Origin of the sequence: Marinobacter sp. SS21, assembly GCF_028369065.1 — a bacterium.
In the GTDB taxonomy this organism is placed as follows: domain Bacteria; phylum Pseudomonadota; class Gammaproteobacteria; order Pseudomonadales; family Oleiphilaceae; genus Marinobacter.
The window spans coordinates 1-16,330 of the sequence record NZ_JAQNDA010000005.1; the positions used below are offsets into that span (position 1 = coordinate 1).

At 60.8% G+C, this 16,330-nt stretch carries 14 protein-coding genes and 1 tRNA gene; 12 read left to right on the plus strand and 3 right to left on the minus strand.

Going from position 1 to position 16,330, the window contains the following annotated elements:
• Nucleotides 1-304 precede the first annotated feature (304 nt).
• Nucleotides 305-1,567 carry a 6-phosphofructokinase gene (locus tag N6L25_RS08065; protein ID WP_271979310.1) on the minus strand — a complete coding sequence of 421 codons (1,263 nt, stop codon included), beginning with the start codon at nt 1,565-1,567 and terminating at the stop codon, nt 305-307.
• A 163-nt stretch (nt 1,568-1,730) separates the two neighbouring features.
• On the opposite strand from N6L25_RS08065, the gene mpl reads away from it, so the two are divergent.
• The 4 genes from mpl (at nt 1,731) to N6L25_RS08085 (ending at nt 7,091) form a co-directional block, all read left to right on the plus strand.
• Entirely contained in the window at nt 1,731-3,125 is a 1,395-nt protein-coding gene (gene mpl, locus N6L25_RS08070) for a UDP-N-acetylmuramate:L-alanyl-gamma-D-glutamyl-meso-diaminopimelate ligase (RefSeq protein ID WP_271979311.1), read from the plus strand.
• 37 nt (nt 3,126-3,162) lie between these two features.
• Nucleotides 3,163-3,810: a flavin prenyltransferase UbiX gene (locus N6L25_RS08075; RefSeq protein ID WP_271979312.1), complete on the plus strand. Its 648-nt coding sequence runs from the start codon at nt 3,163-3,165 to the stop codon at nt 3,808-3,810.
• A gap of 143 nt (nt 3,811-3,953) precedes the next feature.
• Entirely contained in the window at nt 3,954-5,093 is a 1,140-nt protein-coding gene (locus N6L25_RS08080) for an acyl-CoA dehydrogenase family protein (RefSeq protein WP_271979313.1), read from the plus strand.
• 141 nt (nt 5,094-5,234) lie between these two features.
• Entirely contained in the window at nt 5,235-7,091 is a 1,857-nt protein-coding gene (locus tag N6L25_RS08085) for a hypothetical protein (RefSeq protein ID WP_271979314.1), read from the plus strand.
• 152 nt (nt 7,092-7,243) lie between these two features.
• Here N6L25_RS08085 and N6L25_RS08090 read toward each other — a convergent pair.
• Nucleotides 7,244-7,330: transfer RNA gene (locus N6L25_RS08090), tRNA-Leu, on the minus strand.
• 280 nt (nt 7,331-7,610) lie between these two features.
• Between N6L25_RS08090 and rnr the strand changes: the two genes are divergently transcribed.
• From rnr to alr, 8 genes are all read left to right on the plus strand, one after another.
• Nucleotides 7,611-10,100, plus strand: a complete 2,490-nt coding sequence (rnr, locus tag N6L25_RS08095) for a ribonuclease R (RefSeq protein WP_271979315.1) — start codon at nt 7,611-7,613, stop codon at nt 10,098-10,100.
• A gap of 21 nt (nt 10,101-10,121) precedes the next feature.
• Nucleotides 10,122-10,859: a 23S rRNA (guanosine(2251)-2'-O)-methyltransferase RlmB gene (gene rlmB / locus N6L25_RS08100; RefSeq protein ID WP_271979316.1), complete on the plus strand. Its 738-nt coding sequence runs from the start codon at nt 10,122-10,124 to the stop codon at nt 10,857-10,859.
• Nucleotides 10,860-11,063: 204 nt separating this feature from the next.
• A complete protein-coding gene (gene rpsF, locus N6L25_RS08105; RefSeq protein WP_271979317.1) occupies nt 11,064-11,480 on the plus strand; it encodes a 30S ribosomal protein S6 in 417 nt (138 codons plus the stop codon).
• 28 nt (nt 11,481-11,508) lie between these two features.
• On the plus strand, nt 11,509-11,739 hold the full coding sequence (rpsR, locus tag N6L25_RS08110) for a 30S ribosomal protein S18 (RefSeq protein WP_036131835.1): 231 nt from the start codon (nt 11,509-11,511) through the stop codon (nt 11,737-11,739).
• Nucleotides 11,740-11,770: 31 nt separating this feature from the next.
• A complete protein-coding gene (locus N6L25_RS08115; RefSeq protein ID WP_271979318.1) occupies nt 11,771-12,637 on the plus strand; it encodes a hypothetical protein in 867 nt (288 codons plus the stop codon).
• Nucleotides 12,638-12,657: 20 nt separating this feature from the next.
• Nucleotides 12,658-13,104 (plus strand): 50S ribosomal protein L9, encoded by a 447-nt coding sequence (gene rplI / locus N6L25_RS08120; protein WP_271979319.1) that lies wholly within the window; start codon nt 12,658-12,660, stop codon nt 13,102-13,104.
• A 174-nt stretch (nt 13,105-13,278) separates the two neighbouring features.
• Nucleotides 13,279-14,676: a replicative DNA helicase gene (gene dnaB / locus N6L25_RS08125; protein ID WP_271979320.1), complete on the plus strand. Its 1,398-nt coding sequence runs from the start codon at nt 13,279-13,281 to the stop codon at nt 14,674-14,676.
• Between the two features lie 16 nt (nt 14,677-14,692).
• Nucleotides 14,693-15,781: an alanine racemase gene (alr, locus tag N6L25_RS08130; RefSeq protein WP_271979322.1), complete on the plus strand. Its 1,089-nt coding sequence runs from the start codon at nt 14,693-14,695 to the stop codon at nt 15,779-15,781.
• Here the strand turns inward: alr and N6L25_RS08135 are convergent.
• Nucleotides 15,778-16,134 (minus strand): hypothetical protein, encoded by a 357-nt coding sequence (locus N6L25_RS08135; RefSeq protein WP_271979323.1) that lies wholly within the window; start codon nt 16,132-16,134, stop codon nt 15,778-15,780. The two genes, alr and N6L25_RS08135, sit on opposite strands and share 4 nt — an antisense overlap.
• Between the last annotated feature and the right edge of the window lie 196 nt (nt 16,135-16,330).

Genomic DNA, 16,330 nt, shown 5'->3' on the forward strand with positions numbered 1-16,330 from the left:
GCGGTTGCTGAACAAGGGGCGATTTACCTGCTGGGGACTGAGCTCCGCCAGTAGCGAGTACAGCCTTGCGGTGCTCAGCTACAACCTGATGCGGGCGATCAACATTCTGGGTGTGAAAGGTATGCTGGCCAGGCTCGCCTGACGGCGATTTTTGCCGGATCTGAGCCAATTCAGGTCGGACGCCTGGAACGAAAAATGCCCCGGAGAGAGTCCGGGGCATTTTTGCTTGGCCGCCTGAAGGCTGTATAACTCGTTTTTACACAGCCTCATCAAGAGCGCCTTTTTAATGCGAGAGCCATGTCGCCTAGATCTGGAACTCGGTCTTCAGCTTCTTCTCCACCAGCTCGTTACGCAGCTTGGCCACTTTCGGCAGGCCATTCTCGAATGGCGGAAAGCTTTCCCCCTCGATCAGCGGCTGCAGGTACTCGCGGCAGTCCTGGGTGATGCCGAAGCCGTCATCGGTGATGTAGTGAATCGGCATTTTCTTTTCCTGGTTAGCCACTTCGCTGAGCGGTGATTCACCGATGTGCCAGCGATAGGGGGAAGACTGTTCCCGCACGATGGTGGGCATCAGCGCCTGTTTGCCGGCCAGGGCCATTTCCACCGCGGCCTTGCCGACGGTGTAGGCTTGTTCGACATCAGTGGCAGAGGCAATGTGGCGGGCTGCCCGCTGCAGATAGTCGGCCACCGCCCAGTGGTACTTGTGACCCAGGGCCTGTTTCACCATGTTGGCCAGCGCCGGCGCCACGCCGCCGAGTTGGGTGTGGCCAAACGCATCCTTGGAGCCGGCCTCGGCAACGAAACGGCCGTCCTCGTATTGGGCGCCCTCGGAGGCCACAACCACGCAGTAGCCGTAATTCGCCACGCAGAATTCCACCCGCTTGAGGAAGGCCTCGCGGTCAAATGGTACTTCCGGGAACAGGATGATGTGGGGCGGTTCGCCCTCGCCACTGCCGGCGAGGCCGCCGGAGGCGGCAATCCAGCCAGCGTGACGGCCCATCACCTCTAGGATGAACACCTTGGTGGAGGATTCGCTCATGGAGCGGATGTCCAGGCTGGCCTCCAGGGTGGAGGTGGCGATGTACTTGGCCACCGAGCCGAAACCCGGGCAGCAGTCGGTGAACGGCAAGTCGTTGTCGACGGTCTTGGGAACACCGATGCAGGTGATCGGATAGCCCATTTTTTCGCCCAGTTGGGACACCTTGAATGCCGTGTCCTGGGAGTCGCCGCCGCCGTTGTAGAAGAAGTAGCCGATGTCGTGGGCGCGGAACACCTCGATCAGGCGTTCGTATTCGCGGCGATTTTCGGTCAGGTTCTTCAGTTTGTAGCGACAGGAGCCAAAAGCGCCGCCTGGCGTGTGGAGCAGGGCCTGAATGGCGTCGTCGGTCTCCAGGCTGGTGTCGATCAGCTCTTCGCGCAGGGCGCCGATGATTCCGTTGCGTCCGGCGTAGACTTTGCCGATCTTGTCCGGGTGTTGCCGCGCGGTCTGGATGACCCCGCAGGCGCTGGCATTGATGACAGCGGTCACCCCGCCGGATTGGGCATAAAACGCATTCTTGATGGCCATGTTGGCTGGCGCCTCCTGCTGGTTAAACGGTTGCCGCGCATGATACGTCAATCGGGGGTGTTTTTCATGGCTGGCAATGGAAAATCCCCGATCAAATTGCCCTTGACGCCGTGCAAGCGATACGGGAGTCTTGGCACCAATTATTCATTGGGTTGAGATTGTCATGCATATACACATCCTGGGCATTTGTGGCACGTTTATGGGCAGTCTGGCGGTGCTCGCCCGGGAACTGGGGCATACGGTGACCGGGTCCGACCAGGGCGTCTACCCGCCGATGAGTACCCAGCTCGAAGCCCAGGGCATCGAGTTAATGGCGGGCTATGATCCGGCCCACCTGGAGCCGGCGCCCGACCTGGTGCTGATTGGCAACGCCATGTCCCGTGGCAATCCCGAGGTCGAGGCCGTGCTCAACCGTAACCTTGACTATATGTCGGGGCCGGAATGGTTGGCGCGGGAGGTGCTGCGCACGCGCTGGGTGCTGGCGGTGGCGGGTACTCACGGCAAGACCACCACCACCTCCATGCTGTTGTGGATACTGGAGCAGGCCGGGTTCGAGCCCGGCTACCTTGTGGGGGGCGTGCCTAAGGATTTCCCGGTGTCTGCCCGCCTGGGTAAGAGCGATTTCTTTGTGATCGAGGCGGATGAGTATGACAGCGCCTTTTTCGACAAGCGCTCCAAGTTTGTCCATTACCGCCCGCGTACGGTCATCCTCAACAACCTGGAGTTTGATCACGCCGATATCTTCGACGACCTCGAGGCCATCCAGCGCCAGTTTCACCATATGATCCGTACCGTGCCGTCCCAGGGCTTGCTGGTGCGACCGTCGCAGGATCTGGCTCTGGATCAGACTCTGGCGATGGGGTGCTGGAGCGGTGTGCAAACCACCGCCATCGGCAGCGAGGCGCAAACCACGGATTGGCGGGCCGAAATGCTGGTGGATGATGGCAGCGAGTTCGTGGTGATTCACCATGAACAACCCGTCGCCAACGTGCGGTGGTCGATGACCGGTCAGCACAATGTTCGCAATGCCCTAGCGGCCATTGCTGCCGCTCGCCACGTTGGCGTCACCCCGGACCACGCCATTGCCGCCTTGAACCGGTTTTCCGGTGTCAAGCGGCGGATGGAGCTGCTGGCGGATATCGAGGGGGTTCGGGTGTACGACGACTTTGCCCACCATCCCACCGCCATTGCCACAACCCTGGAAGGACTGCGCAACCGGGTTGGGGACGAGACCATTGTGGCGTTGATCGAACCCCGCTCCAACACCATGCAGCAGGGCGTTCATCGGGCCGGTCTGCTGGCCAGCGCGGCGTTGGCGGACAAGGTGTTATGGGCCAACCTCAATCAACTGGAGTGGCTGGACCAACTGGTCGCGGAAGACCAGGAGGGCGGAGGCGAAGCGCCCCGTCACCGTGTGGAGGCGAGTGTTGAGGCGCTCATTGCCCGCACTCTGGAAGAGCTCACCCAGCCCTGCCATATTGTCATCATGAGTAACGGTGGCTTTGGCGGTATCCACGGCCAGCTGGTAACGGCGCTTGAACGCCAGCTACAGGCTTAAAGCGGGCTGTGACAGGCGTCGACATTGTGATGAAACCATGACTCAAAGTTCCCGCAAGGTAATCAATCTGGCCATTACCGGTGCCTCCGGGGCCCAGTATGGCTTGCGACTGCTGCAGTGCCTGCTCGCGGCCGGTTGTCAGGTCCACCTGATGGTGAGTCGGGCCGCCCAGGTGGTGATTGCCACGGAGACCGATCTGAGTTTGCCAGGCTCGCCCCAGGCCATGCAGAGCTACCTGGGCCACCATTTTCAGGCCGAGCCCGACCAGTTACTGGTGTTCGGCCGTGAGGACTGGTTTGCGCCCCCGGCCTCCGGCTCCGGCGCTCCGGCGCCTCTGGTTATCTGCCCCTGCAGCACCGGCACGCTGTCGGCGCTGGCAACCGGTGCCAGCAACAACCTGATCGAACGGGCAGGGGATGTCGCCTTGAAGGAGCGCAGGCCGTTGATCCTGGTGCCCCGGGAGGCCCCGTATTCCGAACTGCACCTGGACAACATGCTGCGCCTCACCCGGATGGGGGCGGTGATCGTGCCTGCCAGTCCGGGATTTTACCACCAGCCCGAAACGGTCGCCGATCTCATCGATTTCATCGTCGCCCGTCTGCTCGACCATTTGGGGCTCGGTCAGGAGCTGATGCCCCGCTGGGGGAACGAGCGGGTTGCCCGTAAACTGGGGCATTCGGAGTAACGCCGAAGTGCCGGGCGCGCGGGTTACAGTCCCGGACGGCGGATTTGGTCAACCGGATTGATGCTTTTCACCATTGAGCAAACTCCGCTGCCACCACAGACTCTGTGAAATAACGTACAAGACCACATTCACAGAGGTTCAACATGATTCCACGCACTCTCTTTGACGCCGATCTGGAAGGTTTCCGCGATTCCGTTCGCAAGTTCCTGGAACAGGAGGCGATCCCCTACCATGAGCAGTGGGAAAAGGACGGTCAGGTCAGCCGGGAACTCTGGACCAAGGCGGGTGAGCTGGGCTTCCTGTGTCCGACCACGCCGGAGGAATATGGCGGTGTCGGGGTGGATTTCCGTTACAGCGCGGTGGTGATGGAAGAAGTATCCCGCGCCGGTCTGTCTGGCATCGGCTGGGGGCTGCATTCCGATATCGTGGCGCCCTACATCCTCCATCACGGTACCGACGCCCAGCGACAGCACTACCTGCCCAAACTGGTCAGTGGCGAAATGATTGGTGCCATTGCCATGACCGAACCCGGTGCCGGCTCCGACCTTCAGGGCGTCAAAACCACGGCGATCAAGAACGGCGATCATTACGTGTTGAACGGCTCGAAAACCTTCATCACCAACGGTCAGCTGGCGGACGTGGTGATTGTGGTGGCCAAGACCGATCCGAAAGAGGGCGCCAAGGGCACCAGCCTGTTCATCGTTGAGACCGCCTGGGAAGGTTTCCAGAAAGGTCAGAACCTGAACAAGGTGGGGATGAAGGCGCAGGACACCTCGGAGCTGTTTTTCCAGGACGTCAAGATTCCGGAAGGCAATCTGTTGGGCACCATGGAGGGACAGGGCTTCTTCCAGTTGATGCAGGAATTGCCGGCGGAGCGGCTGCAAGTGGCCATTGCCGCCGTGGCGGCGGCCGAAGCGGCCTGGCAGTGGACCCTGGATTACGTCAAGGAGCGCAAGGCGTTCAGCAAGCCGGTGATCGCGTTCCAGAACACCCGCTTCAAGATGGCGGAAATGAAAGCCGAGATTACCGCCGCTCGAGTCTTTGTCGACCGCTGCCTGGAGCTGCATCTGGAGAAGAAGCTCGATATTCCCACTGCCGCCATGCTCAAGCAGTGGACCACCGACCTGCAGTGTAAGGTGATGGACGAGTGTGTTCAGCTCCACGGTGGCTACGGTTACATGTGGGAATACCCGATCGCCCGCGCCTGGGCCGATTCCCGGGTGCAGCGAATCTACGCGGGTACCAATGAAATCATGAAGGAGATCGTGGCCCGCTCTTTCTGAAGCTGCTGAGATCAAGGCTAACCGGACCGGGTCGATGGGTCCGGTTACCTTTCTTTACAAATTGCCAAGCCAATCAAGGTTCCCGCTGGCAACTTCCCCTACAGTGTCACGACAACCAACAACAACACAACGGTTGCCATCATGACACGTCTGCTTGCCCCGTTCCTGGTTTTGACCTTCCCGGCCTTGACCTTCCTCGCCCTGACCGGCTGCGGGGAGGAGTCCTCGCGCTCCCCACAGGATGGTCGCGATTTTGCGGCTCAGGACTATGTTGCCCCGGGAAGCTACAGTGGCGTGGTCATTGACGGCTACCTGCGCAATGCCCGGGTCTGGCTGGACCTCGATGGCGACTGGCAATACACCTCCGGCCCGGTGAGCGTGGTGTTGCCCTCCGGGGCCGAGGTTACCCTGGCGCAAGGCGAGCCGACCACCATGACTGGTGCCGGCGGGCACTTTACCCTGGACACCACAGGGCTGATGCTGGACCCGATGGTGGCGCCCGATCTCGACCCCCGGGATTACCCGTTGATCGCATTGGCGGTGCCTGGCCAGACCGTGGATGAAAGCTACGGCGGTGGCCGTCTGGTGGAGCGGGCCTTCATGCTCACGGCGATGCCTGGTATCCGTACCGTGACTCCGCTAACCACGTTGTTGCATTTCCGGGATGTGTCCGGCGTCACCCAGTCGCTGGCCGGCGCGGAGGCGCTGGCCGGCCTGTTTCGGGACATTAATCTACGCAGCGACTACATCCGGTCGGGGGATGCCCGTGCGCATGCCTATGCCCAGGCGTTTGCCCGCTTTCTGGCCCGGCAGTTTCCCGATGACGCCAGTGCGGCGCTGGCGGTCGGTGACGGTACCGAGCGGGTGTTGGCCGCCGAATCGGTACGGCTGATGGCAGTCTCTTTCGCCCGCAATGCCGGTGCTATCGTGGCGACGGTGGACGAGGCGGCACCGGCCGGTCATTACGAAAACGTGGATATTTCGGCGTTGGCATTGCCGTACGAGCCGCTCGATCTGAACAATCCGGTGCTGCTGTCGAAGCAGGTGGTGTACGCCCATGACAGCGATGGCAGCTTTCCCAGCCAGCGCGCCCAGTTGGAGAGGTCGGCGGAACTGCGGTTTGAGTACTCCGCCGACGGCCGCCTGCAAGCGGTGGTCGCGGAGGGCTGCATGACCCCGTCGATGAAAGAGATCGCCCGGCTGGCCAACGCCAACGGCTACATGGCCGATACCGACATTCAGTGGCTGCCCGGCATCTCCCTGTCCCAGCTCAGTCAGTCCTACCTGGATGCCCCGGGCGACGACGAGCGTTTGCTGTTTGACTGGGACAATCGGGAGGCATTGTTCGAAACCACCACATCGTGTCAGGAGGGTTTGGTGGCCTCTGATCAGCTGGGCGGGGAGCCGGCCCTGCGCTTCCAGTGGACGGTGTCGGGTGGTAAGGTTGACTCGATCACCGACGGTGAGCGGACCCTGGTACCCGATTACCAGCAGGCCAGTTCGGCCTATTGGGGCGGTGTGCTGAGCGGTGGTGCTGGCGACACTGTGTCCGTGCAGATGACCGGTGATCGGGTCTCCTGTGAGAGCGGTATCGGTGACGACATTGCGGCGTTGGATCGGGTGATCTCCGCCCAGCAGGCCTATATTTTCTCCGGCTACGACCCCCAGCCGGCGGCGTTTTCCGGGCTTATGCTCCAGTTTGATGACCGTGGTAATACCGATCGTCTGCTCAGCCACAGCTTCCTGGACCCCGGCATTGCAGCGCTCCTTGGGCTGGACGCTGCTTATGGCTATCGTTGGCAGTACTTTTATCAGTCGGAAGGCGTTCGGCTCACCGACCTGCAGCCCAACCTTATTGAGGAGTCCTATTTGGAGCGGTACTCCGGCACTCATGCCTGTGGCAGTGGGGTGGATGATGTGCCAGCCAATGCGCTGTTTGCCCGGGTGTCGAGTATCTACGGGCGTTTGTCAGAGGTGCTGGCCGGCGATGTTCGGTAGCCATCCTCTGGGTGCAGCGTGAGTTAGGGTTGCGAGGCATGGTAAACGGAAACGCAACTGCACCCGAAAACCTTGCGGTGTCGGATAAGGCGTGGTCTTTAGTGAACTATGTATGCTCGGGAATGTTTCTCGCCATTTCCTGGGGAAGGAAATGGTGCCGAGGAGAGGACTTGAACCTCCACGGGGTTGCCCCCACTAGCACCTGAAGCTAGCGTGTCTACCAATTTCACCACCTCGGCAGGTGATTTGCAGAAGGTTGCCTGCTTTCTGATTACCCGCATTCTACGGATAGTCTGTTGAAAATCAAGCGTTTCTGCCGTCGTTGAGGTTTGTCTCCTCAACCGATGGCGCGTACTTTAATCATTCGCTCTGTGGCTGTCAAACACTTTTTTCAATTTTCTTTGATGGCACGTTAGGCAGGCTGCAGTGAGGGCGTTATACTCCAATCACATAGATTCAGGCCGCTCCACAACTTTTTGGCGCTAGCATGCCTCGGGCGGCCCCCAAACAAGGTTCCTAATGGCTTCCAGAAAAAAGACCGACAAAGATCCTCATGCCAATCGTGAGGCCGAAAAATACTCCAACCCCATCCAGAGTCGAGAGTTTATTCTCGACCACCTGCGCCGGCGAGGCGCTCCTGCCACCCACGAGACCCTGTGTCAGGAACTGACACTGACCGATCCGGACAGCATCGAAGCGCTGCGGCGCCGGCTGATTGCCATGTGCCGGGATGGTCAGCTGATCTGCAATCGCCGCGATGCCTACCTGCCCATTGATGAGGCGGATTTGGTCAGTGGCCGGGTCATTGGTCATCGGGACGGTTTCGGCTTCCTGTCGCCCGAAGACGGCGGCTCCGACCTGTTTCTCAGCGCGCGCCAGATGCGCAAGGTATTTCATGGCGACCGGGTCGCGGCGCGGGTGGACAGCGTGGACGACCGTGGCCGTCGGGAAGGGGTGATTGTCGAGGTGCTGGAGGCTCGTACCAGTCAGGTCGTCGGCCGTCTGTTCCGGGAGAGCGGGGTCGCTTTTGTGGTGCCGGAAAATGCCCGTATCAGCCACGAGGTGCTGATACCGGACGAGCATTGCGGCGACGCCCGCCACGGTCAGTATGTGGTGGTCGACATTCTCAAGCAGCCCACCCCTCGCACCAAGCCCACGGGCCGTATTGTCGAGGTGCTGGGGGATCACATGGCGCCAGGGATGGAGATTGCTGTCGCCATTCGTTCCTACGATATTCCCCACAGCTGGCCCCAGGCGGTTGGCGAGCAGGCGGCGGCGATCCCCGAGCAGGTGACGGAACAGGATAAATCCCATCGTGTAGATCTGCGTCCGTTGCCGCTGGTGACCATCGACGGTGAGGATGCCCGCGATTTCGACGACGCCATCTATTGTGAGCGGCGCTCCCGTGGCGGTTTCCGCCTGGTGGTGGCCATAGCCGACGTGTCCCATTACGTCCGGCCAGGCAGTCCGTTGGATGACGAGGCGCAAAACCGGGGTAATTCGGTGTACTTCCCCGATCATGTGGTGCCCATGCTGCCGGAAAAGCTGTCCAATGGCCTGTGCTCGCTGAATCCCCAGGTTGACCGTCTGTGCATGGTGGCCGACATGAACATCAGTGCGGCGGGCAACATCAGCAGCTATAGCTTTTATCAGGCGGTGATGCACAGCCATGCTCGGCTCACCTACACCAAGGTCAGCGACATGCTGGAGCGGCCGGACTCCGAGCCCGGCTATCGCCTGTGCGCACAGTATGCCGAGCTGCTGCCGCACCTGCATGACCTGTACGATCTGTACAAGCTGTTGCGGAAGGCGCGCTCCGAGCGTGGTGCGATCGATTTTGAAACCACCGAGACCCGGGTCATTTTCGATCCCTCCCGCAAGATCGAGGAGATCGTCCCGGTGCATCGCAACGACGCCCACAAGATTGTCGAAGAAAGCATGCTGTGCGCCAACGTGGCCGCTGCCCGCTTCCTCAAATACCATAAGCTTCCGGCCCTGTACCGGGTGCACGACGGCCCCTCCGAGGAGCGGTTGAGCGGGCTGCGGTTGTTTCTCGGTGAGCTTGGGCTGCAGCTGGGCGGTGGCGATCAGCCAACTTCGGCCGATTACCAGGCGTTGTTGGCCACCATTGTGGATCGCCCCGATGCCCAGGTGATCCAGACTGTGATGCTCCGCTCGCTCAGTCAGGCGGTCTACAGCCCGGAGGAGTCGGGTCATTTCGGGCTCGGCTTCGCCAGTTACGCTCACTTTACCTCGCCCATTCGTCGCTACCCGGACCTGATCGTGCACCGTGCGATCAAGTCGGTGATACACAGCGCCGACGCCCGCAAGATGGTGGTGCAGCCCGAGCAACGGGATTCGGCGCTGGCCAGCTACCCCTATGACCGCGAGCGGATGACCCAGCTGGGTGAGCTGACCTCGATGACCGAGCGGCGCGCCGATGATGCCACTCGTGACGTCATGTCCTGGCTCAAGTGCGAATACCTCAGTGACCGGGTGGGCGAAGAGTACGATGGCGTGATTGCGGCGGTGGTGCCGTTTGGCTTCTTTGTGGAGCTGAATGACATCTACATAGAAGGCTTGGTGCACATTTCTGCCCTCAGCGGGGATTACTACCATCACGATGCGGCCAAGCACCGCTTGGTGGGAGAGCGGACCGCCGTCAGCTTCCGGCTCGGAGACGAGGTTCGGGTGCAGGTGGCGCGGGTCGATCTGGATGAGCGCAAGATTGATCTGGAATTGCTCAGCAAGCCACGTCGCCGCCGTGCCGACCGCGATGCTCTGGATGTGAAGGAACGCCGCGGCGACAAAGGGCGTCGCGATGGCAAGGGCAAGACCCGCGGTGCCAAAAAAACCGCGCGTTCGGACGAGAAGCCGGCTGCGGCCAAGCCGCGCAGCGCCAAGGAAAAGCTGGTTGCCGAGGCGGCCCGCGAGGCGGCCAGGAAATCGGCCGGCAAGAAGGCCGGCGGTGCCAATGCGGCGCCAAAGAAGCGGAAATCGAAAAAATAAGCGGTATCGGGAAGGTCACCAGTGTCTGACGAGTACATATTTGGTTGGCATGCGGTTGAGGCGGTCCTCAAGCGCGAGCCGGAGCGGTTGCAGCAGGTCTGGATCCAGACCGGGCGCCAGGATCGCCGGGTCAAGAGCGTTAGCCGGGCCCTTGATGAGCTTGGCGTGCGTTGGCAGGAGGTGCATCGCCGCGAGCTGGACGAACGGGTTGGCGGGGTGCACCAGGGTGTGGTGGCTCAGGTCGGCAAGAGCCGGGAATGGAGCGAGTCCGACCTGCTCGCGTTGCTTTCCCGGTCCGAACAGTCGCCGTTCCTGCTGGTACTGGATGGCGTGACGGATCCCCACAACCTGGGAGCATGCCTGCGTACCGCGGATGCCACCGGGGTGCAGGCGGTGATTGTGCCCAAAGACAAGTCCGCGTCGCTGACTCCGACCGCCCGCAAGGTGGCCTGTGGCGCTGCGGAGACGGTGCCGCTGGTGCGGGTGACCAATCTGGCGCGGACCTTGCGGACGCTGCAGGAAGAAGGGGTGTGGCTGATCGGCACCGCTGGCGAAGCCACCAGCACCCTCTATCAGGCCGATTTCAAAGGCCCGGTGGCCTTGGTGATGGGCGCGGAGGGCAAGGGGATGCGCCGACTTACCCGGGATCACTGCGACTTGCTGATCAACATTCCGATGCTGGGCCACGTCGACAGTCTGAACGTCTCCGTCGCAACCGGGGTTTGCCTCTACGAGGCGCTTCGACAAAGACTTGCATAGCGGTTCCCACACGCCTAAAATGCGTCACCCCTTTTTTTAGGGGTGGCGTCTTATTGTCTGGAAAATTTCTCCGGCCTGAGCGCCACGGCTTTGAGAAAAGCAAATGAAACCGGCGGCTTGGCTGCCACCTCCTTGCTTCTGGTCGGGTGGGTCCGCAATTCGGGCTCATCTTGTCGGAAGCTGTTGAAACCGTAGGGAGAACTCATGCGTCACTACGAAATCGTATTCATGGTACATCCGGATCAGAGCGAGCAGGTGCCCGCGATGATCGAGCGTTATACCGGTGTCATCACTGAAGATGGCGGCCAGGTACATCGCCTGGAAGATTGGGGTCGTCGTCACCTGGCGTACCCGATCAACAAGATCCACAAGGCTCACTACGTGCTGATGAACGTTGAATGTTCACAGAACGCCATGGACGAGCTGACTCACAACTTCCGCTTCAACGACGCCATCATCCGCGACCTGATTGTTCGTCGCGATGAGGCCGTTACCGAGCTGTCTCCGATGAAAGCCGCCGAGTCCCGTGAGGACCGTCGTCCCAGCGGAGACGACCGCCCGCGTCGTTCAGCAGAATCTGGCGAGCGTCGTCAGGCTGAAGCCAATAGCGAAGAAGAGTAAAACCACCTGCGGAGTTGAGGAGTAATTTATGGCTCGTTTTTTCAGGCGTCGTAAGTTCTGCCGTTTCACGGCGGAAGGTGTCCGGGAGATCGATTACAAAGATCTGGACACCCTGAAAGGGTATATCACTGAAACCGGCAAGATCGTGCCCAGCCGCATCACTGGCACCAAAGCACGTTATCAGCGTCAGCTGGCCACCGCTATCAAGCGTGCACGCTACCTGGCTCTGCTGCCGTATTCCGACAGCCACGATAACTAAGTTTCAGGAATAATCGACAGGACTCGGGACCATGCGTGCATTGGCACAGTTCGTAATGCGAGGTCCCCTGCAGGCAGGATTGGTTGCGGCCGCCGCGACGGCGGTACCCCTGCTGTTTTGGGTAGGTGCGGCAGTTGTCGGTCTGGTGATTCTCAGACTCGGCATTGCCCAGGGACTGAACATTGGCCTCTGGGCGTTGCTTCCGGCCATTGGCTGGGGCTGGGTGGGGCAGGACCCCACGGCGTTGGCGGTGTTGGTTCACACCATGCTGATTGCCGTGGTACTGCGGGCCACGCTGTCCTGGGAGCGGGCGCTGCTGAGCGGCGGCCTGCTGGCCATAGCGAGCGGGCTGTTACTGCCTGTCCTGTACCCGGAGTTGCTGGATCAGCTGGTCCGCGCCGGGGTGCAATTGTATGACCAGTACGATGTGAACGCCACCGCGGAAGTGACGGCGCAACTGGAGCCGGCTATCCGGCAAACCATGATTGCCAGCATGGCTGGCATGTTCCTGGCCACCGGGGTCTTCATGACCATGCTGGCCAGGTCCTGGCAAGCCGGATTGTATAATCCGGGCGGCTTCCGGAAGGAGTTTCACGCCTTTCGACTGTCGGCGCCCACCGCTATCGGTTGCGTGGTGGTGATGGTGGCAGGGCCGACACTGGGGTTTAATCCCCTGTTGCTGGCATGGGCTGCGGGACTGCCGTTGTTCCTGGCTGCGGTGGCCCTGGTTCATGGCGTGGTGGGCCTGCGACACATGGGCTCTCACTGGCTGGTGATGTTTTACGTTGCATTGGTCCTGCTGGGTCCCAGTCTGATGTTTCTGTTGTTGGTTTTGGCGTTTGTGGATAGCTGGCTGGATATCCGGGGGCGAATCAAGCCCTCTGGGTCGGCTGAATAAAGCACGAAGAGGTTAACGAGATGGAAGTTATTCTGCTCGAGAAAGTTGCAAACCTTGGTTCACTGGGTGACAAGGTTAAGGTAAAGGCCGGTTACGGTCGTAATTTCCTGCTTCCTTATGGCAAGGCTGTTGCTGCCACGGAAGTCAACCTGAAGGCGTTCGAAGAGCGTCGCGCTGAGCTGGAAAAGGCGGCTGCTGACAAGCTGGCCACTGCCCAGTCTCGTGCCGAAACTCTGGAAGGCGCTTCTTTCACCATCACTTCCAAGGCTGGTGACGAAGGCAAGCTGTTCGGTTCTATCGGTGTCCGTGACATCGCCGATGCAGTCACTGCTGGCGGTACCGACGTTGAGAAGAGCGAAGTGCGTCTGCCGGAAGGCCCCATCCGCGTGGTGGGTGAGTATGATATCGAGCTGCAACTGCACAGTGACGTCACTGTGGCGGTCAAGCTGGCGGTCGTGGCTGAGTAAGCCCCCCGCCGGAGCGGTGATCTGACCCCTCTGGGTCAGTGATATCCACAACAGGCCCGGACCGCGAAAGCGGCTTCCGGGCCTGTTGCTTTCTGGTATGCTTGTACGTCCGATACGGTCCCCACAGCTGGGGCCAATTAGCATTTTGTTCCGATCCAACCGAAGACCTTGTTCATGGCCAATCCCAATCTGAAACCGGCGTCTTCCGACCTGGAAACCTCCCGCGTCAAGGTTCCGCCCCATTCCCTGGAGGCCGAACAGGCGGTGCTGGGCGGCTTGATGCTGGACAATCGCCGTTTTGACGAAGTCTCCGAAGTCATTTCGTCAGACGATTTTTATCGCCAGGATCACCGCTTGATCTTCGCCGCCGCCGAGCGCCTGGCCAGCGAGAGCGAACCGCTCGACGTGGTGACCCTGGCGGAGTTTTTGGAGCGCGCTGGCGATATTGAAGACGCCGGCGGCCTGGGCTATCTGGCGGAGCTTGCTGAGAAAACCCCCGGCGCGGCCAACATCAAGGCCTATGCCAGTATCGTCCGCGAGCGGGCGGTATTGCGCAAGTTGATCGAAGTCTCCGGGGAGATCGTGGATTCCGCCTTCAATCCCCAGGGCCAGACCAGCGACGAGTTGTTGGACCAGGCCGAACGCAAGGTCTTCCAGATTGCGGAGTCGCGCAACAAGGAAGGCTCCGGGCCGGAAAGCATCAACCCGATTCTGACCAAGGCGCTGGGGCGTATTGAGGAACTGTTTGAGTCCGACGGCTCCATTACCGGCCTGACCACTGGATTCCAGGACCTGGATGACCGTACTTCGGGGATGCAGCCTTCGGACTTGGTGATCGTGGCGGGGCGACCCTCGATGGGTAAGACCACCTTCGCCATGAATCTGGTGGAAAACGCCTTGCTGAAGACCGGTGAGCCGATTCTGGTGTTCAGTATGGAGATGCCGTCAGACTCCATCGTGATGAGGATGCTGTCGTCACTGGGCCGGATCGACCAGACCAAGGTCCGGAGCGGTCGGCTCGAGGAAGACGACTGGCCTAGGCTGACCTCGGCGGTGTCCCTGCTCAAGGACAAGCCCCTTTACATCGACGATACCGCTGGCCTCAGTCCCACCGAACTGCGCTCCAGGGCCCGGCGGGTGGCGCGGGAGAATGGTGGCAAGCTGGGCATGATCATGGTGGATTATTTGCAGCTGATGCGGGTGCCTGGTAATACCGAAGGCCGGACCGCGGAGATCTCCGAGATCTCCCGCTCCCTGAAGGGAATCGCCAAGGAGCTGAACTGTCCGGTGGTGGCATTGTCCCAGCTTAACCGTTCCCTCGAGCAGCGACCGAACAAACGGCCGGTAAACTCGGATTTGCGGGAATCCGGTGCGATCGAGCAGGACGCCGACGTCATCATGTTCGTCTACCGTGATGAGGTCTACAACGAGGACACTCCAGACAAGGGGGTGGCCGAGATCATCATCGGTAAACAGCGGAACGGCCCAATCGGAACGGTGCGGCTGGCCTTCGTGGGCAAGTACACCAAATTCGAGGACCTGGCCCACGGCGATTATAGTGACGATTACTGAGGGATGACGATTACTGATGCCTCGCCATACCGTTGCCAAGATTGACCTGGACGCCCTGAGACACAATTACCGGCTGGCACGAGAGCGTGCCGGTGACGCCATCGCCATGGCGGTCATCAAGGCCGATGGTTATGGTCATGGTATTCGTGCGGTGGCCCGGGCGCTGGCCGCAGAGACCGACTGTTTTGCGGTGGCCTGCCTGGAAGAAGCGCTGGCCATACGGGATGAGGGGCTACCCCATACCGTGGTTCTGCTGGAAGGTGTTCATGCTGCGGAGGATGTGGCGAGCTGCCAGCGACTTGGCCTGGAGCCGGTGCTCCATAGCCACCATCAGACGGCGTGGCTGACCCAGGCGTCAGCGCGGCCGCGCAGCTGGATTAAGGTCAACAGCGGTATGAATCGTCTAGGCTTTGCGCCGGCGGAGTTAACGGAGGTGATGGCCCGGTTGGCGGATGCCGATTGCCCGGTGCGGGGGTTCATGACCCACTTCGCCGCGGCGGATGAAGCCGACAATCCGGCCACGGAAGCACAGACCCGGTGTTTCCAGCAGGCGGTGGCGCCCTGGCCGGAAGCCGAACTGAGTGTTGGTAATTCGGCGGCCCATTTTCGTGTGGGGCAACCGTTGTTTGACTGGAGTCGCCCCGGGGTCATGTTGTACGGAGCCTCGCCCCTGCCGGAGCAGATGGGCACCGAGCTTGGCCTGAAACCGGTGATGACGCTGGAATCCGAGCTTATTGCGGTACGCACGCTGAATCCTGGCGATGCCGTGGGCTATGGTCAAACCTGGATAGCCGAGCGGCCTACGCCCATGGGCATCGTGGCCATCGGCTACGGCGACGGTTACCCGCGGCACGCCGGCACCGGCACCCCGGTCTGGGTCAAGGGGCGGCGGGCGTCACTGATTGGTCGGGTGTCGATGGATATGCTGGCGGTGGATTTGTCCGCCGCACCGGCTGCCCGTCCCGGCGACCGGGTGGAGCTCTGGGGCGAGCGTATTCCCGTTGACGAGGTTGCTCGCTGGGCGGGAACCATTGGCTATGAACTGCTGACCGGGGTCACAGCCCGGGTGCCCAGGCTGTATCACCAATCCGGCCGGAACGCTTAGGCGCTTTCCGGCTCGTGGATGATTTCCTCGATGAAATCGAGGATGCTCACCAGGCTTTCGTCGTCGAGCTTCTTCAATACCTTGTGAACGACCATCTTGCTGCCCTTGAGCATGCTGCTGATGCCCACCTTGGCCATGCCCATCATCATGCTGCCGGCCCGCAGGCGGCGTAGGGGTTCCAGGAAGAAAAAATCCAGGCCGTTCTCGGTCAACTCCACAATCAGGTTGTACAATTGCTCAATCGCTTCTTTGTCCGCCTTGCTACGGCTGCGCAGCTCGGTCACGGTGTTTTCGGCCTTGGTGCGCAGCTCGTTGGAAATGGGGGCAACAATATGACTCTGACTCTTCAGCATAACGGGGTCCGTTGTCGTGGTTGTATGGCTGGTTTGTAGGATGAGATAGCCGGTATTTTAGGGGGCTGGGGTTTGGCGCCATTGGCTTGAACGGGTTACCGGAGGTGTCAGATCTGTGATACCGGTGACGGGGTGGTTCAAGAGGTAGTACAGTTAGGGGGCAGCTGAACAGCGCCGGCGGTGAGTCTGGCGCTGT

What these genes read in the sequence shown, in the direction of transcription:
- N6L25_RS08065 (WP_271979310.1), bottom strand. Translation starts at nt 1,567, where the DNA reads ATGGCCATCAAGAATGCGTTTTATGCCCAATCCGGCGGGGTGACCGCT.
- mpl (WP_271979311.1), top strand. Translation starts at nt 1,731, where the DNA reads ATGCATATACACATCCTGGGCATTTGTGGCACGTTTATGGGCAGTCTG.
- N6L25_RS08075 (WP_271979312.1), top strand. Translation starts at nt 3,163, where the DNA reads ATGACTCAAAGTTCCCGCAAGGTAATCAATCTGGCCATTACCGGTGCC.
- N6L25_RS08080 (WP_271979313.1), top strand. Translation starts at nt 3,954, where the DNA reads ATGATTCCACGCACTCTCTTTGACGCCGATCTGGAAGGTTTCCGCGAT.
- N6L25_RS08085 (WP_271979314.1), top strand. Translation starts at nt 5,235, where the DNA reads ATGACACGTCTGCTTGCCCCGTTCCTGGTTTTGACCTTCCCGGCCTTG.
- rnr (WP_271979315.1), top strand. Translation starts at nt 7,611, where the DNA reads ATGGCTTCCAGAAAAAAGACCGACAAAGATCCTCATGCCAATCGTGAG.
- rpsF (WP_271979317.1), top strand. Translation starts at nt 11,064, where the DNA reads ATGCGTCACTACGAAATCGTATTCATGGTACATCCGGATCAGAGCGAG.
- rpsR (WP_036131835.1), top strand. Translation starts at nt 11,509, where the DNA reads ATGGCTCGTTTTTTCAGGCGTCGTAAGTTCTGCCGTTTCACGGCGGAA.
- N6L25_RS08115 (WP_271979318.1), top strand. Translation starts at nt 11,771, where the DNA reads ATGCGTGCATTGGCACAGTTCGTAATGCGAGGTCCCCTGCAGGCAGGA.
- rplI (WP_271979319.1), top strand. Translation starts at nt 12,658, where the DNA reads ATGGAAGTTATTCTGCTCGAGAAAGTTGCAAACCTTGGTTCACTGGGT.
- dnaB (WP_271979320.1), top strand. Translation starts at nt 13,279, where the DNA reads ATGGCCAATCCCAATCTGAAACCGGCGTCTTCCGACCTGGAAACCTCC.
- alr (WP_271979322.1), top strand. Translation starts at nt 14,693, where the DNA reads ATGCCTCGCCATACCGTTGCCAAGATTGACCTGGACGCCCTGAGACAC.
- N6L25_RS08135 (WP_271979323.1), bottom strand. Translation starts at nt 16,134, where the DNA reads ATGCTGAAGAGTCAGAGTCATATTGTTGCCCCCATTTCCAACGAGCTG.